Genomic DNA, 26,638 nt, shown 5'->3' with positions numbered 1-26,638 from the left:
TACGCACCATTCCCTACCCGCGTCCGGCCACCGGCAACCCTGAAAGGGCGGGCGCGAGCGAACTGCCCGCCGCGAGCAGCTCGCTGAGCAGCTCGGGCGGCATCGGCCGGGCGAAGTGGTAACCCTGCGCCGCGATGTAGCCGAGCGCCAGCAGCTGTTCCGCCTGGTCGGCCGTCTCCACGCCCTCGGCCACCGCGTGCAGCCCGAGCGCCTGGGCGAGGTGGATGACCGCCGCGGAGACCGGCGGCCGGTCGTCGATCTGCGACTGGGTGAACGAGCGGTCCAGCTTGATCTCGTCGATCGGGCAGTCGTGCAGCAGGGTCAGCGTCGAGTGGCCGGTGCCGAAGTCGTCGAGGGAGATGCGGACGCCCAGCGCCCGCAGCCGGTGCAGGGTGAGCACCGGCTGGCCGCCCTCGAGCGCCATCGTCTCGGTGATCTCCAGGACGATGCGGTCGGCGGGCAGGGCGTACTCGGCGAGCAGGGCCGCGACGTCGTCGGCGAAGCCGGGCTCGCGCAGGTCACGCGCCGACACGTTGACGTTGAGGACGCCCGGGGCGGCGTCGCCGTGCTCGGCCATCCAGCGGGCGAGCTGCGCGAACGCCGTCCGCATGACCCACCGGCCCAGCGGCACGATGAGCCCGGTGCGCTCGGCCACCGGGATGAACGTGTCCGGCGCCAGCGCCCCGCGCAGCGGGTGGGCCCAGCGGACCAGCGCCTCCGCGCCCATGATCCGGCCGTCGTCGAGCGCCACGATCGGCTGGTACAGCAGGAAGAGTTGGTCGTCGGCGATGGCCTCGCGCAGCTCGGCGCCGAGGTGCGCGTGGTCCGCGCCCGCGGTCGCCATCGTCGGGGCGTAGTGCAGGTACGTCGTGCCGGTCAGCTTCTTGGCGGCGTACATGGCGACGTCGGCGCGGCGCAGCAGCACGGACGCGTCGTCGCCGCTGTGCCCGTCCGCGATGCCGATGCTGGCCCGGATCGGCAGCTCGTGGCCGTCGGCGTGCACCGGCTCGTGCAGCGTCTGCGTCATCCGCTCGGCGGCCAGGTCGGCGGCGGCGGGGTCCGCGTCGTCGAGGACCACGACGAACTCGTCGCCGCCCAGCCGCGCGACCGTGTCGCCGGCCCGCACGCACGCGGCCAGCCGCTGCGCCACCTCGGCCAGCAGCAGGTCGCCCACCTCGTGTCCGAGGGTGTCGTTGACCTCTTTGAAGTCGTCCAGGTCGATCAGCGCCACGGCCACCGGCCGGTCGCCGGGGGCGGTCAGCGCGGTGTGCAGCCGGGTCTGGAACAGCGCCCGGTTCGCCAGCCCGGTCAGGCCGTCGTGGGTGGCGCTGTGGTCGAGGCGGGCCAGCAGCCGGCTGTTGTCGCGGAACGCGGTGACCTGGCGCAGCACGACCAGCGCGGTCAGCAGCACCGCGGAGCCGACCACCACGCCGGTGTCCGAGCTGTGCGTCCAGGTGACCCACACGAGCAGGCCGTCGACGCCCGCGACGGCCGCGTACGGCAGCAGGCTGAACGATCTCCGCCGGGGCGCGACCGGGCCGCGCGACCGGCGGTTCCCGGCGCTGCGCTGGCGCGCCGCGGCGACGGCGGCGATCCAGTAGATGAGCGGCGTGCTGACCATGTCGGGGAACAGGCTGACGTCGACCGCCTCGAACGTCGGCCGGAACATCGGTGCCACGGCGCCCACGAACATCGCGACGCCCAGCAGCCGCAGCGCCGAGTTGGCGATGTACGTGTGGCTGGAGAGCACGAACTTCGCCACGGCGAACACCGCGAGCATGGCGATGACCGTCACCATCAGGGACAGGTAGACACCGGTCCCGTCGTTCTGGTGCAGCGCGGGCTGGGTGCTGAAGTGCCAGAGGAACACGGCGGCCGCGAGCATCACGGTGGCCGCGTCCAGCACCACGCGTACCAGCTCGCCCGGCGAGTGGCGGTCCAGGGGGAGGCGGAACAGGGCGTACATGATGAGCAGCACGCCGAGGCCGCACGAGACGAGCATGACCGGGCCGGTCTGCTGGCCGCCCGGGTGCGTCTCGGTCAGCACGTCGACCGCCTGGGACGAGATGCCCACGCCGATGAACGCCATGGCCGTGGCGATGTGCCCCCAGAACCGGCGGGTGGGCAGCGGCAGGGCCTGCGTACGGGCCGTGCGCACCAGCGCGAGGAACAGGATGATCCCGCCGACGACGCTGGGCAGCCAGAGCAGCACGCGGGGCCCGACCGGGTGCACGAGGTTCACCAGGAACCAGGCCGCCGCGAGACCCGCGCAGGCTCCTGAGGCGCGCAGCAGGCGATCGGTCGTCACGTGCACCAGATCGGTCGCCGGAGGGCGGGGGTGAGGAATTGCGGCTCGCCTCGCCCCGGACGTGTCCCGGACAACCGGGGTTCCGCCGTTGGTCACCTTGGCCGTCGAGCGTGATGGGCATGGATGCCGTGCTGCTGTCGGTGGTCGTCCCGGTGTACGGGGTCGAGGGCTACCTCTACCAGTGCCTGGAGTCGATCCGCGCCGGGCTGACCGCCGAGGAGTCCGCCTGCGTCGAGGTCATCGCGGTCGACGACGCCTCGCCGGACGGCTGCGGGGAGATGCTGGACGCGTACGCGGCCCGCCACCGCGACCTGCGCGTGGTGCACCTGAGCAGCAACGTCGGCCTGGGGCTGGCCCGCAACGCCGGCCTGGCCGAGGCGAGCGGCGAGTACGTCTGGTTCGTCGACAGCGACGACTGGCTGCCGGCCGGCTCGGTACGGGCGGTGCTGGAGCGGCTGCGCGCCGAGCGCCCCGACGTGCTGCTCGTCGACCACCTGCGGGTGCACGAGAACGGCCGGCTGGAGCCCGACGCGAGCAGCGCCGCGCTCAGGGACCCCCGGCTGCCCAGCCTGATCAAGCTGCAGCACACCGCCTGGAACCGGATCGTGCGCCGCGGGCTGCTGGCCGAGCTGGACCTGCGCTTCCTGCCCGGCTGGTACGAGGACGTCCCGTTCAGCAACCCGGTGCTCATCGGCGCGAAGACCGTCGCCGTCCTCGACCGGGTCTGCTACCACTACCGCATCGGCCGGCTCGGCGCGATCACCGCGACCCGCAGCGAGCGCCACTTCGAGGCCTTCGACCAGTACGACCGGATGCTCGCCTGGGTGGAGGCCCGCAACCCCGAGCCGTGGCTGCGCCACCAGTTGTTCACCTTGATGGTCAACCACCTGCTGGTCGTGGCGGGCAACGACGGCCGCCTGCAGCCGGGCGCGCGCCGGGCCTTCTTCAAGCGGCTGGCCGCGCACTACCGCCGCCACCTGCCCGCGGGCCACCCCGGGGACGCGGGGATCAAGCACCGGTTGGTCCGCCTCGACAACTACCCGCTGTACGCAGTGCTCCGGCAGGCGTACCGGATGGCCAAGCGCGACCCCGAGCTGTCACCTGCGGTTTCCCCGGCCCTCGCCTCGGCGCCACAACGGGCTCAAACAGCCTCCCTACGGTGACGCGGTGCTGCGAGCTGCCGTCGATGCCGATCGGGACACCGTTCTCACCTGGCGCAACCACCCGGACGTCCGCGCGGTCAGCCTGACCACGCACGTCATCACGCCGGAGGAGCACGCGAAGTGGTGGGACGCCGCGCTCGCGGACCCGCGGCGGCACGTCCTGATCTTCGACGACAAGGGCGTCGTCATCTTCGACCTGCGTGAGGATCCGCCGAGCTGGAGCTTCTACCTGGACGTCGCCGGGCTCGGCGGGGACCTGCTGCCCACCTGGATGCGCCTGGAGCAGGCCGCGGTCCGGTACGCGTTCGGCGAGCTGGGCCTGACCCGGCTGGGCGGCGAGACGCTGGCGAGCAACAAGCAGGTGCTGGCCCTGCACCGGCGCTTCGGGTTCGCCGAGACCCGGCGCTACGAACGGCTGATCGACGGCACGCCGCAGACCGTGGTGTGGACCGAGAGGGGAACTGAGCAGTGATCGTCGACGACGTGGAGATCGGCGCCGGGCGGCGGCCGTACATCGTGGCCGAGATGTCGGGCAACCACAACGGCTCCCTCGACCGCGCGCTGGCGCTGGTGGACGCGGCGGCCGGGGCCGGCGCCCACGCCATCAAGATCCAGACGTACACGGCCGACACGATGACCGTGGACGTGAAGCACCCGCGCTTCCAGATCTCCCAGGGCCACGAGCTGTGGGGCGACGAGTACCTCTACCAGCTGTACGAGCGCGCGCACACGCCCTGGGAGTGGCACGAGGCGATCTTCGAACGCGCCCGGGAACGCGGCCTGACGCCGTTCTCCAGCCCGTTCGACCGTACGGCGGTGGAGCTGCTCGAGAAGCTCGACGCCCCGATGTACAAGATCGCCTCGTCGGAGATCACCGACCTGCCGCTGATCCGGCTCTGCGCGAGCACCCGCAAGCCGCTGATCATCTCCACCGGGATGGCGAGCGTGCAGGAGATCGCCGCCGCGGTGGACGCCGCCCGCGGCGCCGGTTGCCGGGACATCGTCGTGCTCTCCTGCACCGCGTCGTACCCGGCCCCGCCCGAGCACACCAACCTGCGGCGCATCCCGGTGCTCGCCGAGGCGTTCCGGGTGCCGATCGGGCTCAGCGACCACACGCTCGGCATCGGCGTACCGGTGGCGAGCGTGGCCTTCGGCGCCTGCCTGATCGAGAAGCACGTGACGCTGGACCGCCGCGACGGCGGCGTGGACTCGGCCTTCTCACTGGAGCCGCAGGAGCTCGCCGCGCTGGTCGTCGAGTCGGAACGGGCCTGGCAGGCGCTGGGCACGACCGCCATCGGCCCGACCGAGGCCGAGAAGGAGGGTCTGCGCTTCCGTCGCTCCCTCTACGTGGTGACCGACGTGCGCGCGGGCGACCCGGTCACCGAGGAGAACGTCCGCTCCATCCGCCCGACCGGCGGCCTGGCCCCCGACACCATCGGCCTGGTGCTCGGGCGCACCTTCCAGCGGGACGCGGCCAAGGGCACGCCGCTGTCCTGGGACCTGATCTGAGAGGCACGGAACAAGACGGTGTGGCTGAACGCGAACAGCAAGGAGCTCCAGTGGTTCCTGGAGTCGGCGGCGGTCTACTGGGAGAAGAACCTCCCGCACCCCGCTGACGACGCGGTGGTCGTGGTGGAGGCGTTCCACCTGGACATCCGGGTGAACCTGCGCAACCTGGCGTTCGCCAACGCCATCCGCAAGCTGCACCCGGCGCGGATGGTGGTGCTCACCGGCGTCGAGGACGCGTGGATGCGCACGCTGTGGAAGGGCTTCGACGTCGGCGTGGTCCGCAAGGTGTCCGAGGCGTTCGCCGCGTCCGAGGTCATCGACGTGTGGGAGCGGATCCGGCAGTCGGACACGCCGGCCCGGGCGGACGAGACGATCGTGGCCTACACCGACGCCACGTACTGCCGGCTGGCCAAGGTGCCGCGGCTGCCCGAGGGCTACCGGGCGCGGCCGGACTACCGGTTGCGGCACGCGTACGCCACCCGGCTCTCGGACTTCTACGAGGAGCTGATGCGGCGCAACGTGGTCGCGCTGGTCACCAGCCACGTCGACTACGACCAGTGGGGGCTGGCCGTCGAGTCCGCCCGGCGTGCCCGGGTGCCGATCATCCACACCCAGCAGACCGGCTGCCTGAAGGCGTACGGGCTCTACCCGGAGACCGACACCGGCACCGGCACGTTCCGCGAGGAGCTCACCCGGCAGATCGGCGACGTCTTCGAGACGCAGATCTGGCCCCGGCACGAGCAGCTGCGGCCGAACGCCGAGCTGGTGGCCTGGCGGGCCAAGGTCAACCTCGGCCGGCCGAGCTGGTGGCGCGGCGGCGTCACCGCGTCCGTCGACCTCAACAACCCGGCGGAACGGGCGCGGCTGCGCACCCACGTCGTCGACCGGCTGGGCTTCGACCCGGCGCGGCCCGTCGTCACGGTCTTCAACCACGCGGTGTCGGACGCGCTCGGCACCAACCGCGAGCTGTTCCCGAGCCTCGCCGACTGGTTCGCCGACACGACCGCGCACGCCGCCGGGAACACCGACGCGCAGTGGCTCTTCCTCGACCACCCCAGCCAGGCGCTCTACGACTCGACCGGCTTCTTCGACTCCGTCGCCGCGCAGTACAAGCGCGTGAAGCACATGGCGTTCCGGCCCAGCGCCACGCTCAGCAAGAACGCGCTGTGGAGCCTCACCGACCTCGGCGTCACCGTGCGCGGCAGCGTCAGCAACGAGCTGCCGGCGTACGGGATCCCGGTCATCCAGGCGGGCTGGTCGGAGTGGAGCTCGTGCGGGCTGTCCACGGTGGTGGAGGACCAGGACGCGTACTGGAAGACGCTCGAGCAGAGCATCGCGGCGATCCGCGACGGCGTCGACCTGGTCAGCGAGGAGCAGGTCCGGCGCGCCCGGCTGTGGCTGTGGCTCTACCGCAGCGGCACCGACGTGGTCACCCCGCTCGTTCCACAGTGGGAGGTCTGGCCGGCGGACACGCTGCTCAAGACCATGCGCGCGACGTTCCGGCACATCGAGGCCGACGCCGACCCGCTGTTCTCGTCCGTCGAGCGCATGTGGACTCGCAGGGAGCCGATGCTCACCCGCACCGACTTCCGGACCCTCGGGACCGGCGCATGATCGGGTCCTGGTTCGCCACCGACTACGACGAGCCGCAGCACGTCATCGAGGGCCTGCCGATCGAGGTGACCAGCGGCCGCGACCCCGGCCTGGGCATCGTCGACCAGGTGGTGCGCGGCCAGGGCATCGTGGGCCGGGTGACCGGCGACCACGGCGCCGTCGGCCTCAAGGTCAGCAGCCCCGGCGTCGGCACCCGGGTCGCCGTGCGGATCCACCTCGACGAGGTGGGCACCCGCTGGTGGTCCGACCGGGTGCGCCCGTCGCGGCTCGCCCCCGAGCTGCCCCGGGTGGTGCTGCTGCGCGCGCAGGGCCGGCTGCGGGGGGCGGCCGTGCTGGCCCGCCGCCAGGGCCTGCGGCGGGCCGGCGGCGCGAAGCTCACGCTCGAGTTCGACCTGACCGCGGCCGAGCTGGAGGGCGACGGCCTGCTGATGGTCGAGCTCGCCGAACCCCCGCGACCCGGGTGGGCGGAGGGCCGGTATTCCGCGCGTTCCGCGCTGGGCGTGCGGATCGACACGATTTCGGTACGGGCACAGCCGGCGACGACCGCAGCACCGGCCGCACACCCTGCCACGGGTTGTGACCTCGCCGTCCTGCCGCCCGGCAGCCCCGAGCGGTTCCGCCTGGAACTGTCCCCGGTGACGCCCGCCCCGCCGCTCCCGCGCTCCCCGTCGAACAGGTGGACCCGCCGCAAGCCGGCCCGCGCCGGGTTCAAGGTGCTCCGGGCCGCCCGCCGCGCCGGCACCCGCGTGGTGGCCGAGGTGCACAGGTCCCGCCCGCACGCCGGCGTCGGTGTGCAGGCGATCGATCTGCTGACCGGCGTACCCGTCGGCCTGGAGGTCGTGGGCCGCGGTGCCGGTGGCCTCGACGTGCGCCGCACCGGCACCGCCGAGGGACCGGTTCTGATCGGTCTCGACCCGGGCGATCGGGGCCTGTCCTGCCGCGTCGTGGTGCCGGGCCGATGATCCACCGCCCGGAGCTCGGCGCCGACCCGCACCGCAACCGCCGCCTGCTGCAGGAGGTGCTGGACACCGTCCCCGCGGGAAAGCTCGAACTTCCGCCCGGTACGCACGCGCTCGCCGACGGCCTGCGCGTCCCCGGCGGCTGGAGCGTCCGCGGCTCGGAGGTGGCCGGCGCGAACGGCGGGCGCCCCCGCACCTGGCTGGAGCCGGCCGGCGGAACCGGGCACCCGGTGCTGCACATCGTCGGCTCCGACGTGTCCGTGAGTGATCTGGGTCTGCGGCCGCCTCCGGCGGATCCGGGTGAGCACGGCGGCGACCGCGGCACGGCGATCACGGTCGGCGACTACCTCTACCCGGCGGCCCCCGGATGGATCTCCGGCGTCGACATCCGCCGCGTGCACGTCGAGCGCCCGGGCGAGAAGCACGCCAACTGCATCGCGATCATGGGCGCGGTCCGCGACACCTCGGTGCACGACGTGACGATCCGCGGCGGCTACACCGGCGTCGCGGTGCACTGGGGCGCGGTCGGCGCGGACGTGTCCACGATCGAGGGACCCACGTACCACCCGCACCGCCTCACGATCACCGACCTGCGGGTGACCGACGCGATCGAGGGCTTCTATCTCAGCTCGGTGCACGACGTCCGGGTCGAGGGGGCCTGCCTGCGCGACGTCGAGATGGGCTTCCGGCTGCTCCCGGGCGACAACACCGACCGCTTCGTCACCTCCTCGGAGCACGTCGGCTCCGCCATCGACATCTCCGGGGTCTGCGTGAGCTGGCACGGTCCCCGGTACGCGGTCCGCGTCGCCGGCTGGGGCCGCAGCGAGGTGGACGGCCACGTCAGCGTCCTGCGGTACCGCGACACCACGATCCGCGACTGCACGCTGCGCGGAACCGGCACGGGCGACTCGTGGTCGCCGATCGTCGTGGAACGGGCCGAGGGCGTGACCCTGCGGGACATCGTCGCGTCGTCGAACCGTCCCACGGAGCCGGGAGCCTGCTGTAGGGTCGCTGCCAAGCTCTGATCCATGGGTTTCGCCCCGGGTGGGCGCAGAACGGGGCCGGGGGTGAACGCCGCCACGTCCACCCCCGGCCCTCCTGCACCGTCCGTTCCTTCTCAGCCGACCTCCACCAGCTCGCGGGGTTCCTCGGCGCGCGGCGTGACGGCCGGGCCGTGTGCGGCGTGCCGTCCGCGGCCGCGGAGCAGGCGCGGGGCCCACCAGTTCGCGTCGCCGAGCAGCGTCATCAGCGCCGGCAGCACGACCGCCCGGATCAGCGTCGCGTCCAGCAGGATCGCGGCGGCCAGCCCCACGCCCAGCTGCTTCATGTCGATCGTGGACAGCGTGGCGAAGATCGAGAAGACCGCGACCATCACGATGGCGGCGCTGGTGACCACGCCCGCCGAGCCGGTGATGCCCTCGGCGACGGCCTCACGGTTCGGCACGCCCCGCAGCACCGCCTCGCGGATCCGGCTCACCACGAACACGTGGTAGTCCATCGACAGGCCGAACAGCACCACGAACAGGAACAGCGGCAGCCACGTGACGATGGCGCCCATCGAGGTGAAGCCCAGCGCGCCCTCCGCCCAGGTGTTCTGGAAGACCAGCACGAGCAGGCCGTACGCCGCCCCCGCGGAGAGCAGGTTCAGCAGGATCGAGGTGAGCGCCACGACCACCGAGCGGAACGTCCACGCCATCACGAGGAACGTCAGCAGCAGCACGAACCCGACCACGATCGGCAACTTGTGCCAGATGTGCGTGGCGTAGTCCTCGCTCTCGGCGACGCCGCCGCCGACCGCGTACGAGGCCCCGCTCAGCCCGCCCAGCGCCGCCGGCACCAGGTCCTCGCGGAGCCGGTGCAGCGACTGCACCGCCTCGTCGCTGCGGGAGGAGAACGGGGTCGCCACCGACAGCGTGGTCACCCGCCGGTCCGGCGAGACCTTGATCTCGGGGCCGCCCTGCTCGGCGGCGGCGAACAGCCGGTCGCCCTCCGTGCTCCCGGCGAGCCGGGTCAGGGCCGCCTTGACCGCGGGAGCCTGGTCGGCCGGGGCCTGGACGGCCACGATGTGGTTGGTGCCGTTGCTCGGGTACGCAGCCGCCAGCCGGTCGTACGCCTGCATGGCGGGGGTGGTGCGGGGCAGGTCCTCCGTACCCGGGAACTTGAGCTGCATGCCCAGCGCGGGCGCCGCGAGGCCGAGCAGAAGGCTGACGCTGACCAGCAGGGTCGGCAGCGGGCGGCGCAGCGCCGGGCGCAGCACGACCGACCAGAAGCGGCTCGGCTGGACCTGGCCGTCCGGGGTGGTACGCCGCGCGGCGAGGCGCCACAGCAGCGGCACCCGCGGGCGGTCCACCCAGCGGCCCAGCTTGGCGAGGAGGGCCGGCAGCACGGTCAGCGAGCCGATCACCGCGACGGCGACGACGAGGATCGAGCCCACGGCCAGCGAGGAGAAGATGGCGTCGTTGGCGAGGAACAGGCCGGCCATGGCGATGATGACCGCCGTGCCGGAGACGACGACCGCGTGCCCGGAGGTCTCGGCGGCGAGTTCGACGGCGTCGACGTGCCCGCGCCCCCGGGCCCGTTCCTCACGTTCGCGGCGTACGTAGAACAGCGAGTAGTCGATGCCGACCGCCATGCCGATGAGCAGGATGACGCTGGAGGTCGAGTCGTTGGCCGGGATCAGGTGCGAGGCCAGCGTGGACAGGCCGATCGCGGCGGCCACCGAGGAGAGCGCCAGCAGCACCGGGATACCCGCGGCGATGAGCGCGCCGAACGCGATGATGAGGATCGCCAGCGTCACCGGCAGGCTCAGCAGCTCCGCCCGCTTGAAGTCCTTGCCGAGCGTGTCGTCGAGCGCCTTGTTGATCGACGGGCCGCCGACCTGCTCGACGCGCAGCCCCGGGTACCGCTGCTGAACCTCGGCGGTCGCCGCGCGCAGCGGCTCCACCCGGTCGGACGCGGTATCCGGGTCGCCGCTCATCGTGATCGGCACCAGCAGGGCCGAGCCGTCGGTCGCCGGGATCGCCTTGCCGACCTCCGCCACCCCCGGCACGGTCCGCAGCCGGTCGGTGGCGGCGGCCGCCGCGTCCCCGGCCGCCTTCTCGTCCAGCGCCCCGGACCGGGCGGTGATCAGGACGTTGTCGACGGCCGGCTCGTCGGCGAACCGGCCGTCCTCAATCATGACTCCGGCCCGCCCGGACTCGCCCACGGACATGTCCTCCGCGGTCGACTCCTGCAGCCCGGCGGCGTTGCCCCCGATGAAGCAGACGGCCACGAACACCACCCACAACGCCACCGCCCGCCATGGATGCTCCGCGCTCCACCGCGCGAGTCGTACTGTGACCGGTCGCTTGCCCATCGCTGGCCCCCCTGCTGGATTCTGTGTCGAAACTGAACCTAGGCAGGGCGGGAGCTGGGAACATCCGGGTCCGACCCGCGCTGGACCCCCATTCGCCGGCGGGGGTGGCATCAGGGCGATCCCTGAGAGGGAGCCCGATCCCTGCAGACATCGGCAACAGCTCTGCAAGCTCCGGCAACCATCGCGGCGGTCCCGCTCCTAGCGTGGGGACGGTCCTCGCAATGATCGAATCTCCTGATGGGAACGCCACATGCCGCTGTCCGGGTCCCTGCCGGCGCCGAGCGCCGCGGAGCTTGAAGCCGGCCGGAACGCCGAAGCCCTGTTCCAGATGCTCACCGGTCACTGGGTGTCGCAGACGGTCCGCACCCTGGCCGAGTTGCGCATCGTCGACCACGTGCTCGCCGGCGCGGACACCGCCGGCGCCGTCGCCGAGCGGGAGGGCAGCGATCCCGGCACCACGTACCGGCTGATGCGGGGCGGTGTGGCGCTCGGGTTGCTGTCCTTCCTTCCCGGCGGCCGCTTCGCGGTCACCCCGCTGGGCGGCCTGCTGCAGGAGGGGGCACCGGGCTCGCTGCGGGAGGCGGCGCTGTTCCAGAACGGGAACGGGAGCTGGCAGTCGTGGGCGACGCTGCCCGCGGCCGTCCGGGCCGGGCGGACCCGGGTGGAGTCGGCCCTGGGCACCGACATGTTCACGTACCTCGGCGCGCATCCCGACGAGGGCCAGACCTTCGCCCGGGCGATGTCGAACATGACGGGCCTGGTCATCGAGGACACGGTCACGCTGCTCGACCTCGGCGGCGCCCGCCGGGTCGTGGACGTCGGCGGGGCCAACGGCGCGCTGGTGCTGGGCCTGATGCGGGCGAACCCCGGCATCGAGGGGCTGCTCCTCGACCTGCCCGAGGTGGTCGACGGCGCGCGGCAGGCGGCCGAGAAGGAAGGGCTGGCCGACCGTTTCACCGCGGTCGCCGGGGACTTCTTCGAGGCGGTGCCGCCGGCCGACTACTTCCTCGTCAAGTGGATCCTGCACGACTGGTCCGACGACGACTGCGTACGCATCCTGTCGAGCTACCGGAGCGCCGCACGGCCCGGCGCCCGCGCCCTGGTGGTCGAGGGCCTGATCGGGGGCGGCGACCAGCCCGGTTCGCTCGCGCTGCTGGACCTCAACATGCTCACCATGAGCGAGGGCCGGGAGCGGACGCTGGACGAGTTCGACGCGCTGTTCGCGGCGTCGGGGTGGCGCCGGACCGGGGTCAGCCCGACCCGGTCGCTGTACAGCCTCATCGAGCTCGAAGCGGTCTGATCGGCGCCGGCGGCGGCCTTGCCGGACGTGGGTACCGTGCGGCGGTGACTCACGTCCGGCAGCCCGCCGCGGCCGTCAACCCGCACAAGGTCGAGCAGTGGGCGGCCGTGCTGGCCGCCTCGGAGTCGATCGTGCACGTCGACCGGCCGGGCGGGCCCGCCGACGTGCTCGATCCCGCGCTGGAGCGGCACAGCCTGGGCGCGTTCGGCCCGCCCGGCGGTGAGCCCGGTCCCGGGCGCCGACCGGCCGGCCCGATGGACCCCCTCGACACCATCGGCATGATGGTGATCGAGACCGAGAATGCCGTCGCGGCGTACGGGCACGAGACGTTCCCCGTCACGGCGGGCGACGTCGTGTTCTGGGACGGCGGCGTGCCGTTGACGCTCGACCCCGGCGAGGACGTGCGACGCCGGGTGCTGCTGTTCCCCCGGGCCTCGGTCGTCCGGTTGTGCCCGAGGTACGAGATCCTGCTGGGCCGGCCGCTGACCGGCCACGGCGCGCTGATCAGCACCCTGTTCGAAGTCGTGGATCTGCTGCGACCGCGGCTGGGTGACATGGCCGGCGCGGTACGCCACGCCGCCGCGAACCTGCTGGTGCAGCTGTTCTCCGGGATGGATCCGGAGCCCGCGGGACCCGACGGCAGGCCGCACGGCGAGCGTCTGCTGGAGGAGATCGTCCGGTACGTCGACGACCACCTCGGCGAGCCCGACCTGCGCCCGGCCCGGATCGCCGCGGCGCACAGCATCTCGATCCGGACCCTGTATTCGCTCTTCGCCGACCTGGGTTCGCCGGTCAGCACCTACATCCGGCAGCGCCGGCTCAGCCGCAGCTACCGCGATGTGACCCGGGCCGACGGCGAGCCGATCGGCGTGATCGCCCGGCGCTGGGGGTTCGCGAACGCCGCCCAGTTCAGCCGGCTGTTCCGCGAGCGGTACGGCATCCCGCCGAGCCGCCTCCGCGGCGACCAGGAGCCGGGCCCGCACGAGGGCCGGCTGCCGTCCTACGCGCGGCCGCCGAAGAGCAGGTCGTCCATGGCCGTCTCGGTCAGCGGCTCCGCGAAGTAGTAGCCCTGCCCGAGCTCGCAGTTGCCGTCCGTCAGCTCGCTCAGCTGGCCGGCGTCCTCGATGCCCTCGGCCACGGTGGACAGGCTCAGGGCCTGCCCGAGCTGGATGATGCCGAGGGTCAGCGCCGCGGCGGCGGGCTCGTCGCCGACGTCGTCCACGAAGCTCTTGTCGATCTTGATGATGTCGACCGGGAAGCGGCGCAGGTACGCCAGCGACGAGTAGCCGGTGCCGAAGTCGTCGATCGCGAGCCGGACGCCCAGATCCTTGATCTGCTCGAGCTGGCGCAGCGTCGACGTGCGGTGGTCGACGAGCAGTGACTCGGTCAGCTCCACCACCAGGCAGCTCGCCGGCAGGCCGCTGGTCTCGAGGGCCGAGGAGACGATCGCCGGCAGGTCCGGCTGGTCGAGCTGGACCGCGGACATGTTGACGCTGACGCTCAGCGCGTGGCCCTCGCCGCGCCGGGCGTTCCAGGCGGCGACCTGGCGGCAGGCCTCGCGCAGCACCCATTCGCCGATCGGGACGATCATCCCGGTCTCCTCGGCGAGCGGGATGAAGTCGAGCGGCGGGATGATGCCGCGCTCGGGGTGCTGCCAGCGTACGAGCGCCTCGAGGCCGATGATCTCGCCGGTCCGCAGGTGCACGATCGGCTGGTAGCGCAGCTGGAACTCGTGGCGTACGACCGCCCGCCGCAGGTCCGCCTCCAGCTGCAGGCCGGCCTGGAAGGACGCCTGCATCGCCGGCTCGAAGATCTCCAGGCGGTCCTTGCCGTGCTTCTTGGCCTGGTACATGGCGAGGTCCGCCTGCACCATCAGCTCCTGCGCGTCCTCGACCCCCGCGGCCGGCTGGTACGCGAGCCCGATGCTGCAGCTGACGAACGTCTCCTTGCCGGCCAGGTCGAACGGCTCGCGCAGGGCCTCGAGGATCCGCTCGGCCACCGGTACGGCCTCGTCCCCGCCGTACGCCATCGGCAGCAGCACGGCGAACTCGTCGCCGCCCAGCCGCGCCGCGGTGTCGGCGGACCGCAGGCAGGCGGTGATCCGCTCGGCCACGCCGACGAGCAGCTGGTCGCCGGCCGCGTGACCGAGGGAGTCGTTGACGACCTTGAACCGGTCGAGGTCGACGAAGAGCACGGCGACGCCGGCGCCGGCCTCGGACGCGGCGATGAAGGCCCGCTCGAGGCGGGTGAGGAACAGCGCCCGGCTGGCGAGCCCGGTGAGCGAGTCGTGGAACGCCTGGTTCATCGCCTCGAGCGTCTGCGCGTCGGTCAGCGCCAGGCTGACGTGCTCGGCGAACGCGCGCAGGATGTCCTGCGCCGGCTTGTCCCACTCGCGCGGCGCGGTGTACGTGCCGACGGTGAGGCAGCCCATGACCGTGCCGTTCTCGTGCACCGGCACCGCCATGACGGCCTTCATGTGCGAGCGGACGACCTCGGGGATCGCGATCGGGCAGTTCTCGTAGTCCTCGACCATGACCAGCTCGTCGCCCATCACCGCGAGCCCCGCGACGCCGGCCGACGGCAGCGGTACGCGGTGCATGCGGGGCAGGATGTCGGGCGCGAAGCCGACGCTGGAGACCATCGTCCCGACCGAGGGGTCGTCGCGTTCCAGCAGGTTGAGCGAGGCCATCTCGACGCCGAGCAGGTCCGCGGCGGAGGTGGTGATGGAGTCGAGGATGTGCTGCAGGGGCGCCCGCCGGGCGATCAGGCGCTGGACGCCGGTGAGGTGGTCGAAGAACCGCTGCCGCTCGTGCAGCGTGGCGGTGAGGCGCCCGTTCTCCTCGGCCTGCAGGCGTTGGGCCGCCATGACGTGCAGGGTCTGCAGGCTCAGCTCGAGCACCCGGGCCATGCCCCGCAGCAGGCAGACCTCCTCGTCGGAGAAGGCGTCGCCGGCCCGGCCGAGCACCAGCAGCCCGGGCTCCGGGCCGTCGACGGGCGCGTACGCGACGGCGTACCTGGTGTCGCCGAGCTCGAGGTCGCCGCGGTGGCCGGCGGCGATCTCCTTGAGGGCGGCGACGGGTACGTGCTCGGCGGCCAGCCCGACGGAGGCGACCACGCCGGAGTCGATGGTCAGCACGGCGAAGCCCGCGCCGAGGGCACGCGCGGCGCACTCCACGGCTGCGTACTGCGCCGCGGGTCCGTCCGGTCGGTCGGCGACCGCGGAGAGGAACGCCGTCAGTTGCCGGGTTGCGAGCATGCCCATGACCCCGTCTGTCGGTCCGCGGCCGGGGGAGCTGAGCGTTTTCCGTGACCGTTTTGGTCAAGGGGCCCCGGTGCGGCGCCCGCGGACCGGCCGCACACCGGTCCGGAGGCCTTTCCGACGCCCGAACTCACACGCCCGGCGCTACCGAGCTCACACCCGCGGGCATGAACCGGGCACCGCCGTCGACCATTCGGGCACGACCTTCGTCCGTTTTCGTCCGGTCGTGAGATGATATTGCGCGGTCCGGGGCCACACGTAAACGGGCAGAGACCCACCGAATCACCGTGGCTTGTGATGGGGACCACACGTTTCTCCGGTGTTACAAATGGTCCACGGCAGGAGCGCTCACCTGCCGATACCGGCGGTGGCGGAGGTGCGCATTGAATGCGGAGGAGCGGCAGCATCAGATCGTCGCCCTGGCGCGGCGCCAAGGAGAGGTCGACGTCGCGAAACTCGCCGCCGAACTCGCCGTCTCCGCGGAAACCATTCGCCGTGATCTGAGGCTGCTGGAAAAGCACGGTCTGCTGCGGCGCACGCACGGCGGCGCCTATCCGGTGGAAACCGCGAAATTCGAGACCGATCTCGCCATCCGTACCACCCGTGGGGTTCCGGAGAAGCGGCGCATCGCCGCCGCGGCCGCCGCCCTGCTGGGCGACGCCGAGACCATCTTCATCGACGAGGGCTTCACGCCGCAGCTGATCGCCGAGGCGCTGCCCACCGACCGGCCGCTGACCATCGTGACCGCCTCGCTCAACACCGCGGCCTGGCTGTCCACCAACACCCCGGTCACCGTGCTGCTGCTGGGCGGGCGGGTCCGCGGCCGCACGCTGGCCACGGTCGACCACTGGGCCAGCACCATGCTCGCGGGCTTCGTCATCGACCTGGCCTTCGTCGGCGCCAACGGCATCTCCCGGGAGGTCGGCCTGACCACCCCGGACCCGGCCGTCGCCGACGTGAAGGCCCAGGCGGTGCGGGCCGCCCGCCGGCGCATTTTCGCCGGCCTGCACACGAAATTCGGCGTACGGACGTTCTGCCGTTTCGCCGAGGTATCCGATTTCGAGTCCCTGGTCACGGACACCGGTCTGCCGGCGTCCGAGGCGCACCGCTATTCACGACTCGGTCCCCAAGTCATCCGGGTCTGAAAAAAACCCACACACAATCAGCACCGTAATCGGCGCGGCTCACGCATGTCTTAAAACGGAGGATCCGTCGTGCAGAAACCAGGTAAGAAGCTCTCGATACTGATTGCGGGAGCCACCGCGGGAGCGCTGGCTCTCTCCGGGTGCTCCGGCGCCGGCGGGTCGTCCGGCAGCGGCGATTCGGCGGACAACACCATCACCGCGCTGATGGTCGGCAACCCGCAGATGGAGGACATCCAGAAGCTGACCGCCGACAACTTCACCAAGCAGACGGGCATCACGGTGAAGTTCACGATCCTCCCGGAGAACGAGCTGCGCGACAAGGTCACCCAGGACGTCGCCAACCAGGGCGGGCAGTACGACGTCGCGACGGTGGGCGCGTACGAGGTGCCGATCTGGGCCAAGAACGGCTGGCTGCACGAGCTGTCGACGCAGGCCGGCGCGGACCCGAAGTACGACTCCGCCGACCTGATCAAGCCGATGGTCCAGTCGCTGACCGGCGACGACGGCAAGATGTATGCGGCGCCCTTCTACGGCGAGTCGTCGTTCCTCATGTACAACAAGGAGATGTTCGAGGCCAAGGGCCTCACGATGCCGGAGAAGCCGACCTGGGCCCAGGTCGCCGACTTCGCGCAGAAGCTCAACGACAAGAACAAGGGCGTGGCCGGCATCTGCCTGCGCGGCCTGCCGGGCTGGGGTGAGCTCTTCGCCCCGCTGACCACCGTGGTGAACACGTACGGCGGCACCTGGTTCGAGAAGGACTGGACGCCGAAGGTCAACTCGCCCGAGTTCAAGGAGGCCACGAACTTCTACGTCAACCTCGTCAAGCAGTACGGCGAGTCGGGCGCCCCGCAGGCCGGCTTCACCGAGTGCCTGAACACCTTCGGCCAGGGCAAGGCCGCCATGTGGTACGACGCCACCTCGGCCGCCGGCACGCTCGAGGACCCGAAGGCCTCCAAGGTCGCGGGCAAGGTCGGCTACGCGTACGCGCCGGTGAACAAGACCGAGTACTCGGGCTGGCTGTGGACGTGGGCGTGGGCCATGCCGAAGACCACCAAGAAGGCCGACGCCGCCTGGAAGTTCATCTCCTGGGCCACCAGCAAGGACTACGAGCAGCTCGTCGGCAAGAACCTCGGCTGGTCCCGGGTGCCCTCCGGCAAGCGCACCTCGACGTACTCGATCCCGGAGTACAAGGAGTCGGCGAAGGCGTTCGCGGACGTGACCCTCGGCTCCATCGAGCATGCCAACCCGCAGAACCCCGGCGTGCAGCCGCGGCCGGCGCTGGGCGTGCAGTTCGTCGGCATCCCGGAGTTCGCCGACCTGGGCACGAAGGTGTCGCAGGAGGTCAGCGCGGCGATCGCCGGCAGCAGCTCGGTCGACAAGGCCCTGACGGACGGTCAGAAGCTCGCCGAGGACGTGGCGAAGAACTACAAGTAGCGCGCACGGGGCGCCGCACTCGTGTGGCGCCCCGTCCCTACCGGAAGGCCGACCAATGACCGATGTCATCACTCGGACGGACCCGAGACCGGAGGCCCCGGTGGCGCCCGTGAAGGGCGGCGCCAAGGAGCGCTGGGTCCGCCGGGCGCCGCTGCTGCCCGCCCTGATCTTCGCCATCGTCGTGACCCAGGTGCCGTTCCTGGTCACCATCTACTTGTCCACGCTGGACTGGAACGCCCTGCGTCCGGGTGACCGCCCGTTCGTGGGCGTGGACAACTACGTCACCGTGCTGACCGACACGCGGCTGCGGTCGGCGCTGCTCAACACGGTGCTGCTGACCGCCGGCGCGGTGATCTTCTCGATGATCCTCGGGCTGGCCCTGGCCGTCCTGCTGGACCGCAAGTTCGTCGGCCGGTCGGTGGTCCGCACGCTGCTGATCACGCCGTTCCTGGTGATGCCGATCGCCGCCGCGCTGCTGTGGAAGCACGCGATCTACAACCCGGCGTACGGCCTCATCAACGGCCTCTTCGGCGGCTCGACGGACTGGATCTCGTCGTACCCGAAGGCGGCGGTCATCACCACGCTGGTGTGGCAGTGGACGCCGTTCATGATGCTGATCCTGCTCGCCGGGCTGCAGTCGCAGAGCGAGGAGGTGCTGGAGGCGGCCCGCGTCGACGGCGCCAACGCGTGGCAGATCTTCGTCAGGATGACGCTGCCGCACCTGCGCCAGTACCTGGAGCTGGGCGCGCTGCTCGGCTCGATCTACCTGGTCAACACGTTCGACGCGGTCTTCAGCATCACCCAGGGCGGCCCCGGGTCGGCGACCACGAACCTGCCGTACGAGATCTACCTGACCACGTTCCGCAAGTTCGAGTACGGCGAGGCGTCGGCGGCCGGCGTGATCGTGGTGATCCTGACGATCATCGTGGCCACGTTCGCCCTGCGCGTCATCTCGAGCCTGTTCCGGATGGAGGAGAGCCGATGACCACGCTCGCCGCGCCCGCGAAGCGCCGGCTGGCCACCTCCGTCTGGGGTGTCGTGGCCTGGGTCGCGGGGATCATCTTCGTGTTCCCGGTGATCTGGATGGTGCTGACCAGCTTCAAACAGGAGCAGGACGCCGCCAGCAACCCGCCGACCTGGGTGTTCACCCCGACGCTCGACCAGTACGCCGCGGTCTTCGACCGCAACATCACGCCGTTCCTGCTGAACTCGCTGATGGCCAGCGTCTTCTCCACGCTGTTCGTGATCGTGCTGGCCACGCCGGCGGCGTACGCGTTGTCGCTGCGCCCGGTCGCGAAGTGGACCGACGTGCTGTTCTTCTTCATCTCCACCAAGATGATGCCGGCAGTCGCCGCGCTGCTGCCGGTGTATCTGCTGGTCAAGAACCTCGGCATGCTGGACAACGTGTGGACGATGGTCATCCTCTACACGTCGATGAACCTGCCGCTTGCGGTCTGGATGATGCGCTCGTTCCTGCTCGAGGTGCCGCGCGAGGTGCTGGAGGCGGGCGAGGTGGACGGCGCCGGCCTGCTCACCTCGATCCGGAAGATCATCCTTCCGATCGTCTCACCGGGCCTCGCCGCGACGGCGCTGATCTGCTTCATCTTCGCGTGGAACGAGTTCTTCCTCGCGGTGAACCTGACCGCGACGAACGCGGGTACCTCGCCGATCTTCCTGGTCGGCTTCATCTCCTCCGAGGGCCTGTTCCTCGCCCGGCTCTGCGCCGCGGCGACGCTGCTCTCGCTGCCGGTGCTGATCGCCGGTTGGCTGGCGCAGAACAAGCTGGTCCGAGGTCTGTCGATGGGAGCGGTGAAGTGAAGGCAGCCGTCGTGGTCACGCCGGGCACGATCGAGATCCAGGAGGTGCCGGACCCGGCGCCCGGCCCCACCGACGTCGTGGTCCGCCCGGCAGCGGTGGGCATCTGCGGCACCGACCTGCACATCATGGACGGCGAGTTCGCGCCGGCCTTCCCGATCATCCCCGGGCACGAGTTCGCCGGCGAGATCGTGGCGGTGGGCGCCGAGGTCACCGGGTACGCGGCCGGTGACCAGGTCGCGGTCGATCCCTCGCTGTACTGCGGGCACTGCTACTACTGCAAGCGCGCCCGCGGCAACCAGTGCGAGAACTGGAACGCGATCGGCGTCTCCAAGTCCGGCGGGGCGGCGGAGTACGTCCTCGCCCCGATGGCCAACCTGTTCAAGCTGCCGGCGCACCTCGCGGCGAAGGACGCGGCGCTGATCGAGCCGCTGTCGTGTGCCGTACGCGGCTTCGACGTGCTGCCCCGGACCATGGCCGACACGTTCCTCATCTACGGCTCGGGCACGATGGGCCTGATGATGATGGAGCTGGCCAAGCGGGCCGGCGCGGCCTCGGTGTCGATGGTGGACCTGAACCCGGCCCGGCTGGAGACGGCGAGACGGCTGGGGTGCTCCGCCGCGGTGACGAGCGCCGACGAGCTCGACGCCCCACGCGGGTGGGACGTCGTCATCGACTGCACCGGGGTGCCGGCCGCCATCAAGGACGGTCTCGGTCGGGTCGGTCGCGGTGGGACGTTCCTGCAGTTCGGGGTGTCCGCGTACGACGCCCGGGTGGAGATCGAGCCGTACGAGATCTACCGGCGCGAGATCACGATCACCGGCTCGATGGCCGTGCTGCACAGCTTCGACCGGGCCGGCGAGCTGATGGCGTCCGGGCTGCTCGACCCGGAGGTGTTCGTCAGCCACCGCTTCCCGCTGGCGTCGTACGCCGAGGCGCTGGAGCAGTTCCGGGCGGGCGTCGGCCGCAAGATCCTGATCGAGCCCTGAGTCGCGGGCATCGGCCGGCTCTGGCGGGGGGCCGGCCGGTGTTCGTGCCAATCTTCTCACTATTAGTTAGTTACTCGTCACAAGACGTTGTCGGTGGCCTCCCGCGTCGGGATCAATGGAGCGATGTCTCCGCGACCCGCGCCGCTCGTGTTCTTCGCGCTCGCCACGGCGACCCCGTTGACGATCGTCTCCGCCGCCGTGCCGGGTGCGTACGCCGGCGGCGGCCCGCTCGCCCTCCCGCTGCTCTTCGCCGGTCTGGGCCTCCTGCTGCTCGCGGGCATTCCCGGGTACGCCCGCATGGCCCGCCGTCTGCCACATGCCGGCGCCCTGTCCGGCTTCGTCGCACGCGGGCTCGGCCGCCCCTTCGGCGTCGGGGCGGGATGGCTGGCGCTGCTGTCGTACAACGCCCTGCAGATCGGGCTCTACGGCGTGGTCGGCGCGGTCGCGGCCCCGCTCGTGCGAGCTCCCTGGTGGACGGTGGCGCTGGCGTGCTGGGCCGTCGTGGCCGTCTCCGGGCTGGTGCGCGTCGAGGTGACGGCCTGGGCACTGACGGTGCTCGTGCTCGCCGAGATCGCGGTGATCTGCGGGTACGCCGTCGCGAACCTGCTCGACCCGCCGGGCGGACAACTGAGCACGGCGGCCCTGGACCCGGCGTACCTCGGTGTCTCCCGGCCGGTGCTCGGGCTGTTGCTGGTGGCCGGCGCGCTCGCCTTCGTGGGCTTCGAGACGACGGCCGCGTACAGCGAGGAGGTGCGCCCGCACCGCCGCATCGGCCGGGCGGCGGCGCTCACCGTGCTCGTGCTGACCCTGCTGTACGCCGTCGCCAGCTGGGCGATGACCGTCGCCGTCGGGCCGGACCGGATCGCCGCCCGGGCCGCCGGCCGCGGGCCGGAGCTGATGTTCGACCTGGCCGCCGCGCGCTTCGTGCCGGGCGCCGTCACGGCCGGCCGGATCGTGCTGGTGACCGGGCTGCTCGCCGCCATGCTGGCGCTGCACCACACGGTCGTCCGGTACATCGTCGGGCTGGCCCGGGAGCGGGTGCTGCCCGCGGGTCTGTCCCGGGTGCGTCCCGCGTCGCTGACCCAGAGCCTCACCGCCGGCCTGGTCATCGCCGGCGGGGTGCTGACCGGTCTCGGGCCGGTCGTGCCGCTCGGCCAGCGGCTCGCGCTCGGCGGCGGGCTCGGCGTCCTCCTGCTGCTGACCATGGCGTCGCTGGCCACGCTGCTCTTCCTCAACCGCAACCCGGAGGGGGAGGGGTTCGTGCGCCGGTTCCTGTCGCCCGGGGTGTCGACCGTCGTGTTCGGAGCGCTCAGCTATCTGGCGTACCAGCACTTCCGGGAGCTGATGATCGTGTCGGCCGCGGCGTTCGTGCTGGGGGTGACGTACGCGCTCGTCCTGCGCATGGCACGCCCGGTCGTGTACGCCGGCATCGGGCTGGGCGGCCGGGCGGTCGTGGTGGCCCCGCCGGCCGTGCCGGTGCCGCACCCCCGGCTGCCCGGGGCGCACCGGCCGGAACGGGTCAATCGGCTGGCCGGTTGACCGGGTGCTCGTCGCCGAAGAATTCCTGGATCTGGGTCAGTGTCAGATAGCCCTGCTGCTCCACCTCGCCGGTGTCCGGCGGCAGCGGCTTGCAGGTCACCTCGGGGTCGCGCGCCTGCTCGGGCAGCTCCGGCAGGGGCGGTACGGGTGGCAGCGCCGCCAGTCCGATCGCCTCGCGGATGACCTCGAACATGCCGGTCACCTCGCGGACCGCGAGCGGGAAGAGCTCGGCCGGGCGGCGGCTCGCCCCGGCCGGGGCCGCGCAGGTGAAGTTGGCGCGGATCTTGCCGCGTACCTTCCGGATGTCGGCGCTCGGACGCAGGTGGTCGAGGTGGCCCTCGGCGACGATGCCGAGCTCGCACTCCGGTACGCCGGAGGCCCGCCACCAGCGCCCCCAGGCGGGATCGGCGTCCAGCGTCACGACCACGTGCTGCAGCGCCACCATGTACGCCTGCGGCACCCGGCCGTCGACCGTGATCGTGCCCATGTGCGGATGCAGCCAGCGCGGCGCGCGAGCCCAGGAGTCCATCACCGCATGGTGACACCACAATTGCGCCTAGTCGGTGCATATCGGATGGCGCGTCGGGTGCTTTATCGAGCGGTGGCAGCGTCGAGCAGCGCGGCCGCCACGGCCCGGGCGGTGCTGGGCGCCGAGACGTCGCGGTCCATGCGGGCGCCGACCGTCGAGCCGTCGTACAGCAGGACCAGCTGGGCGGCCAGCGCCTCCGGGTCCGCCACGCCGGCCTCCCGGGCGAGATCGGTGAACAGCCGGCGGGTCCACGCGCGGTTGGTGTCGCACACCTCCTCGACGACCCCGCCCCTCGGCGACTCGGCGCTCGCGTTGTAGAAGGCGCAGCCCCGGAACGACGACTGCGCCGCCATCTCCGCCAGCACGTCGAAGACGCCGAGCAGCTTGTCGCGGGGGGAGTCGTACCGCTCCAGCGCGGCCAGGAGGCGTTCGCGCCGGCGCAGGTGCCGCCCCTCCAGGTACGCCCGGATCAGCCCGTCCTTGCTGCCGAAGCTGCTGTAGAGCGACGCCTTGGCCACGCCGGCCCGCTCGATCACGCGGTCGATGCCGACGGTGTGCACACCCTCGGCGTAGAAGAGCTCGTCGGCGGCGGCGAGCAGGCGGTCGCGGGCGGACGGCTTGCGCGCCGTGGTGGCGGGTGACGCGGCAGACATGCGTTTGACGATAACAGACAGACCTGTCTAGTGTCAGGGGCGCTAGACAGACCTGTCTGTTCGTAATCGGGGAGTGCCATGACCGCCACACCCACGCTGCCGACCGCCGTCCGCGAGCCGCTCACCCGCCGGAGACGCCTCTCGCATCCCGCGGCCTTCGCCGGGATCGCCGCCATCCTGGTCGCGTTCACCGCCGCTTCCAGCGCGCCGTCCCCGCTGTACGTCGTCTATCAGCAGCTCTGGCACTTCTCGGCGGTCACGCTGACGGTCGTCTTCGCCGTGTACGTGGTCGGCCTGATCGGTGCCCTCCTCGTCCTCGGAGCCCTCTCCGACCACGTCGGGCGCCGCCCGGTGCTGGTGGCGGCCATCGCGCTCGAGGCGGTGGCGCTCGTGCTCTTCCTCACCGCCGGCGACATCGGGGTGCTGCTGGCCGCCCGGTTCCTGCAGGGCATCGCCACCGGCGCGGCGCTGACCACCCTCGGCGCGGCCCTCGTCGACCTGAACCCGCCGCACGCGCCGGGCCGGGCCGGCCTGATCAACAGCATCGTCCCGCCCGCCGGCCTCGCCCTGGGCTCACTGGGAACCGGCGCGCTCGTCCAGTTCGCCCCCGGCCCCACGCATCTCGTCTTCGCGCTCCTGCTCGCCGGCATGGTGATCGCGGCCGGGGTGGTGCTGCTCATGCCGGAGACCGCCACCCGACGCCCCGGAGGTGCCGCCTCGCTGGTGCCGCGGCTGGGGGTGCCGGCCCGGCTGCGCGCCGACGTGCTCGCGCTCGTACCGGTCATCGTGGCCAGCTGGGCGCTCGGCGGGCTCTACCTCTCGCTGGGGCCGTCCGTGGCGGTCGGGGTCTTCGGGCTCGGCAACCACCTCATCGGCGGCCTGGTCGTGACCCTGCTCTGCGGCACGGGCGCGGTGACCGCCTTCGCCCTGCGCGGCCACCCCACGCCCCGGGTGCTGACCCTCGCCGGCGCGCTGCTGACGCTCGGCACGGCCGTGGCGCTGGCCGGCGTCCAGAGCGACGTCGTCACGCTCGCCGGGGTGGGTACGGTCCTCGCCGGTGTCGGCTTCGGCGCCTCCGCGCTCGCTTCGTTCGGCACGCTGGCCCGGCTCGCGGACCCGCACGAGCGCGGTGAGCTGCTCGCGGTCGCGCTGACCATCGCGTACGTGGCGTTCAGCCTGCCGGCCGTGGTCGCCGGCCTCGCGGCGACGTCGTTCGGCCTGCATGCGACCGCGCTGGTCTACGGCGCGGTGGTGGTCCTGCTCGGCGGCGCGGCTCTGGTCGCCCAGCGGGTCCGCCGGTCCTGAACATCGGCCCGGCGTCGCCGGGGTGATGCCGCCGGTCCGGCGTCGTGCGCCGGGCTGAACCGGCTCTTTCGTGGTGCCCCCGGCGTGGACGGTGCTCATCGGCCGCTCCACGCCGGAGCATATGGTGCGAATCCACACGAAGGGCTACGCATGAGAAGACTTCTGGCGACCGCCGCCACGATCGGCCTGGTGCTGAGCGGTGCCGCCGCGGCCGCCGGCGCCGCACCCGGCCGGGGCGCCCCCGGGTATCCCGCGATCGCCTGGCACGCGTGTGAGAACCCCGGCCTGCGGCTGCGCGGGGCCGACTGCGGCTACCTCAGCGTGCCGCTCGACCACGCCCACCCCGGGGGCAAGCAGATCAAGCTGGCCGTGTCGCGCGTACGCCACACCGTGCCCGATGACAAGTACCAGGGCGTCATGCTGGTCAACCCCGGCGGGCCGGGCGGCTCCGGACTGACCCTGTCGGTGCTCGGCGAGTACGTGCCGGGCAACGCCGGGGCCGCGTACGACTGGATCGGCTTCGACCCGCGCGGGGTGGGCGACAGCAAGCCGGCGCTGGCGTGCGACGGCGACTACCTCGGCTACGACCGGCCGTCGTACGTGCCCACCACCGCCGCGATCGAGAAGGCCTGGCTCGCCCGGGCCAAGGGCTACGCCGCCGCGTGTGACCGGGCGGGCGGCGCGCTCCTCGACCACCTGCGGACCACCGACACCGTGGCCGACATGGACAGCCTGCGGGCCGCGCTGGGCGCTGAGCAGATCAACTTCTACGGCTTCTCGTACGGGACGTACCTGGGTCAGGTCTACGCCACCCTGCACCCGGACCGGGTCCGCCGGATGGTCCTCGACGGCGTGGTGAACCCGGGCCGGGTCTGGTACGACGCGAACCTCGATCAGGACGTCGCGTTCGACCGCAACATCAGGATCTACTTCGGCTGGCTGGCGCGGCACGACGACGTGTACGGCCTCGGCACCACCGGCACGGCAGTCGAGCGGCTGTTCTACCGCGAGCAGGCGCGCCTCACCGCGAAGCCCGCGGCGGGTGTGATCGGCCCGGCCGAGCTGACCGACGTGTTCCTGCAGGCCGGCTACTACGTGTTCGGCTGGGAGGCGGTCGCCTCCGCGTTCGCCGCCTGGGTGAACGACCGCGACCCGCAGCCGCTCAAGGCCCTGTACGACCAGGGCAGCCCGCAGGAGGACGGCGCCGACAACGGGTACGCCGTGTACCTCGCCGTGCAGTGCACGGACGTGCAGTGGCCGACCTCCTGGCAGAAATGGCGTACGGACAACTGGCGGGTGCACGCCCGGGCACCCTTCGAGACCTGGGGCAACGCCTGGTACAACGCGCCCTGCCTGAGCTGGGGCGCGAAGGCCGGCAAGCCGGTCGCCGTGACCGGGGCGAAGGCGCCGCCGGTGCTGCTGATCAACGAGACGCTGGACGCCGCGACGCCGTACGCGGGCAGCCTCGAGGTGCGCAAGCGGTTCCCGCGGTCGGTGCTGGTGGAGGGGGTCGGCGGGACGACCCACGCCGGTTCGCTCTTCGGCAACGCCTGCGTCGACGACACGATCGCCGCGTACCTCGCCACGGGCAAGCTGCCCAAGCGGCTGAAGTCCAACACGTCCGACAAGCAGTGTGAGCCGCTGCCGCAGCCCGACCCGTCGGCCGCGCGGGCGAAGCGGGCCGAGCGCGGTGGTTCGCTCACCCGGCTGGAGCTGCAGAACCTCGTCACCCTCCGGTGAGCTGACGCTTCGGTGGGGCGGC

At 71.9% G+C, this 26,638-nt stretch carries 21 protein-coding genes; 16 read left to right on the top strand and 5 right to left on the bottom strand.

The annotated features are described in order from the left end of the window. Positions 1 to 13: 13 nt before the first annotated feature. Positions 14 to 2,308 (bottom strand): putative bifunctional diguanylate cyclase/phosphodiesterase, encoded by a 2,295-nt coding sequence (locus COUCH_RS36875; RefSeq protein ID WP_249609756.1) that lies wholly within the window; start codon positions 2,306 to 2,308, stop codon positions 14 to 16. Between the two features lie 119 nt (positions 2,309 to 2,427). On the opposite strand from COUCH_RS36875, the gene COUCH_RS36870 reads away from it, so the two are divergent. Genes COUCH_RS36870 through COUCH_RS36845 form a run of 6 tightly spaced genes read left to right on the top strand, consistent with a single transcriptional unit; the run spans position 2,428 to position 8,578 of the window. Next, entirely contained in the window at positions 2,428 to 3,471 is a 1,044-nt protein-coding gene (locus COUCH_RS36870) for a glycosyltransferase family 2 protein (protein ID WP_249609755.1), read from the top strand. 4 nt (positions 3,472 to 3,475) lie between these two features. After that, the gene (locus tag COUCH_RS36865) at positions 3,476 to 3,943 is read left to right on the top strand and encodes a GNAT family N-acetyltransferase (protein ID WP_249609754.1); all 468 of its coding nucleotides are present in this window, start codon (positions 3,476 to 3,478) and stop codon (positions 3,941 to 3,943) included. Beyond that, a complete protein-coding gene (gene pseI, locus COUCH_RS36860; RefSeq protein ID WP_275980043.1) occupies positions 3,940 to 4,980 on the top strand; it encodes a pseudaminic acid synthase in 1,041 nt (346 codons plus the stop codon). The genes COUCH_RS36865 and pseI overlap by 4 nt, the downstream gene beginning before the upstream one ends. A gap of 18 nt (positions 4,981 to 4,998) precedes the next feature. Beyond that, positions 4,999 to 6,594 (top strand): hypothetical protein, encoded by a 1,596-nt coding sequence (locus tag COUCH_RS36855; RefSeq protein WP_249609753.1) that lies wholly within the window; start codon positions 4,999 to 5,001, stop codon positions 6,592 to 6,594. Beyond that, positions 6,591 to 7,556 (top strand): hypothetical protein, encoded by a 966-nt coding sequence (locus COUCH_RS36850; RefSeq protein WP_249609752.1) that lies wholly within the window; start codon positions 6,591 to 6,593, stop codon positions 7,554 to 7,556. The genes COUCH_RS36855 and COUCH_RS36850 overlap by 4 nt, the downstream gene beginning before the upstream one ends. After that, positions 7,553 to 8,578, top strand: coding sequence for a hypothetical protein (locus tag COUCH_RS36845; RefSeq protein WP_249609751.1), 1,026 nt, complete (start codon positions 7,553 to 7,555; stop codon positions 8,576 to 8,578). Before COUCH_RS36850 ends, COUCH_RS36845 begins: the two co-directional genes overlap by 4 nt. A 92-nt stretch (positions 8,579 to 8,670) precedes the next feature. Here COUCH_RS36845 and COUCH_RS36840 read toward each other — a convergent pair whose 3' ends face one another. After that, positions 8,671 to 10,908 carry an MMPL family transporter gene (locus COUCH_RS36840; protein WP_249609750.1) on the bottom strand — a complete coding sequence of 746 codons (2,238 nt, stop codon included), beginning with the start codon at positions 10,906 to 10,908 and terminating at the stop codon, positions 8,671 to 8,673. Positions 10,909 to 11,158: 250 nt separating this feature from the next. Here COUCH_RS36840 and COUCH_RS36835 point away from each other — a divergent pair, with 250 nt between their 5' ends. Together COUCH_RS36835 and COUCH_RS36830 are read left to right on the top strand one after the other, a co-directional pair. Beyond that, entirely contained in the window at positions 11,159 to 12,208 is a 1,050-nt protein-coding gene (locus COUCH_RS36835; protein WP_249609749.1) for an acetylserotonin O-methyltransferase, read from the top strand. Positions 12,209 to 12,252: 44 nt separating this feature from the next. Then, positions 12,253 to 13,272, top strand: coding sequence for a helix-turn-helix domain-containing protein (locus COUCH_RS36830; protein WP_249609748.1), 1,020 nt, complete (start codon positions 12,253 to 12,255; stop codon positions 13,270 to 13,272). Here COUCH_RS36830 and COUCH_RS36825 read toward each other — a convergent pair. Next, positions 13,209 to 15,470, bottom strand: coding sequence for a putative bifunctional diguanylate cyclase/phosphodiesterase (locus COUCH_RS36825; protein ID WP_249609747.1), 2,262 nt, complete (start codon positions 15,468 to 15,470; stop codon positions 13,209 to 13,211). The genes COUCH_RS36830 and COUCH_RS36825 overlap by 64 nt on opposite strands. A 380-nt stretch (positions 15,471 to 15,850) precedes the next feature. Between COUCH_RS36825 and COUCH_RS36820 the strand changes: the two genes are divergently transcribed. The 6 genes from COUCH_RS36820 (at position 15,851) to COUCH_RS36795 (ending at position 22,389) form a co-directional block, all read left to right on the top strand. Beyond that, positions 15,851 to 16,612, top strand: a complete 762-nt coding sequence (locus COUCH_RS36820) for a DeoR/GlpR family DNA-binding transcription regulator (protein ID WP_199515008.1) — start codon at positions 15,851 to 15,853, stop codon at positions 16,610 to 16,612. A 69-nt stretch (positions 16,613 to 16,681) separates the two neighbouring features. Further along, positions 16,682 to 18,046 carry an ABC transporter substrate-binding protein gene (locus COUCH_RS36815; RefSeq protein WP_249609746.1) on the top strand — a complete coding sequence of 455 codons (1,365 nt, stop codon included), beginning with the start codon at positions 16,682 to 16,684 and terminating at the stop codon, positions 18,044 to 18,046. Between the two features lie 100 nt (positions 18,047 to 18,146). Beyond that, a complete protein-coding gene (locus COUCH_RS36810) occupies positions 18,147 to 19,031 on the top strand; it encodes a carbohydrate ABC transporter permease (protein ID WP_249609745.1) in 885 nt (294 codons plus the stop codon). Then, a complete protein-coding gene (locus COUCH_RS36805) occupies positions 19,028 to 19,864 on the top strand; it encodes a carbohydrate ABC transporter permease (protein WP_249609744.1) in 837 nt (278 codons plus the stop codon). Before COUCH_RS36810 ends, COUCH_RS36805 begins: the two co-directional genes overlap by 4 nt. Next, a complete protein-coding gene (locus COUCH_RS36800) occupies positions 19,861 to 20,850 on the top strand; it encodes a zinc-dependent alcohol dehydrogenase family protein (RefSeq protein WP_249609743.1) in 990 nt (329 codons plus the stop codon). Before COUCH_RS36805 ends, COUCH_RS36800 begins: the two co-directional genes overlap by 4 nt. A gap of 123 nt (positions 20,851 to 20,973) precedes the next feature. Next, positions 20,974 to 22,389 (top strand): APC family permease, encoded by a 1,416-nt coding sequence (locus COUCH_RS36795; protein ID WP_249609742.1) that lies wholly within the window; start codon positions 20,974 to 20,976, stop codon positions 22,387 to 22,389. Here COUCH_RS36795 and COUCH_RS36790 read toward each other — a convergent pair. Both COUCH_RS36790 and COUCH_RS36785 read right to left on the bottom strand, forming a co-directional pair. Continuing rightward, complete coding sequence (locus tag COUCH_RS36790; RefSeq protein ID WP_249609741.1) at positions 22,370 to 22,918, bottom strand: hypothetical protein; 549 nt, start codon at positions 22,916 to 22,918, stop codon at positions 22,370 to 22,372. The genes COUCH_RS36795 and COUCH_RS36790 overlap by 20 nt on opposite strands. Before the next feature lie 62 nt (positions 22,919 to 22,980). Then, positions 22,981 to 23,571 (bottom strand): TetR/AcrR family transcriptional regulator, encoded by a 591-nt coding sequence (locus tag COUCH_RS36785; RefSeq protein WP_249609740.1) that lies wholly within the window; start codon positions 23,569 to 23,571, stop codon positions 22,981 to 22,983. Positions 23,572 to 23,649: 78 nt separating this feature from the next. On the opposite strand from COUCH_RS36785, the gene COUCH_RS36780 reads away from it, so the two are divergent. Further along, on the top strand, positions 23,650 to 24,876 hold the full coding sequence (locus COUCH_RS36780) for an MFS transporter (RefSeq protein WP_249609739.1): 1,227 nt from the start codon (positions 23,650 to 23,652) through the stop codon (positions 24,874 to 24,876). A gap of 150 nt (positions 24,877 to 25,026) precedes the next feature. Beyond that, positions 25,027 to 26,616, top strand: coding sequence for an alpha/beta hydrolase (locus tag COUCH_RS36775; protein ID WP_249609738.1), 1,590 nt, complete (start codon positions 25,027 to 25,029; stop codon positions 26,614 to 26,616). The last annotated feature ends 22 nt before the right edge of the window (positions 26,617 to 26,638 follow it).

The organism is Couchioplanes caeruleus (assembly GCF_023499255.1).
GTDB classification, from domain to species: domain Bacteria; phylum Actinomycetota; class Actinomycetes; order Mycobacteriales; family Micromonosporaceae; genus Actinoplanes; species Actinoplanes caeruleus_A.
This window is presented reverse-complemented; position numbering and strand designations above follow the sequence as displayed.

Bases quoted from the DNA above. Each gene is read 5' to 3' on its own strand.
- COUCH_RS36845 (WP_249609751.1), top strand. From the start codon at position 7,553: ATGATCCACCGCCCGGAGCTCGGCGCCGACCCGCACCGCAACCGCCGC.
- COUCH_RS36870 (WP_249609755.1), top strand. From the start codon at position 2,428: ATGGATGCCGTGCTGCTGTCGGTGGTCGTCCCGGTGTACGGGGTCGAG.
- COUCH_RS36850 (WP_249609752.1), top strand. From the start codon at position 6,591: ATGATCGGGTCCTGGTTCGCCACCGACTACGACGAGCCGCAGCACGTC.
- COUCH_RS36825 (WP_249609747.1), bottom strand. From the start codon at position 15,470: ATGGGCATGCTCGCAACCCGGCAACTGACGGCGTTCCTCTCCGCGGTC.
- COUCH_RS36835 (WP_249609749.1), top strand. From the start codon at position 11,159: ATGCCGCTGTCCGGGTCCCTGCCGGCGCCGAGCGCCGCGGAGCTTGAA.
- COUCH_RS36805 (WP_249609744.1), top strand. From the start codon at position 19,028: ATGACCACGCTCGCCGCGCCCGCGAAGCGCCGGCTGGCCACCTCCGTC.
- COUCH_RS36840 (WP_249609750.1), bottom strand. From the start codon at position 10,908: ATGGGCAAGCGACCGGTCACAGTACGACTCGCGCGGTGGAGCGCGGAG.
- COUCH_RS36790 (WP_249609741.1), bottom strand. From the start codon at position 22,918: ATGGACTCCTGGGCTCGCGCGCCGCGCTGGCTGCATCCGCACATGGGC.
- COUCH_RS36795 (WP_249609742.1), top strand. From the start codon at position 20,974: ATGTCTCCGCGACCCGCGCCGCTCGTGTTCTTCGCGCTCGCCACGGCG.
- COUCH_RS36775 (WP_249609738.1), top strand. From the start codon at position 25,027: ATGAGAAGACTTCTGGCGACCGCCGCCACGATCGGCCTGGTGCTGAGC.
- COUCH_RS36780 (WP_249609739.1), top strand. From the start codon at position 23,650: ATGACCGCCACACCCACGCTGCCGACCGCCGTCCGCGAGCCGCTCACC.
- COUCH_RS36785 (WP_249609740.1), bottom strand. From the start codon at position 23,571: ATGTCTGCCGCGTCACCCGCCACCACGGCGCGCAAGCCGTCCGCCCGC.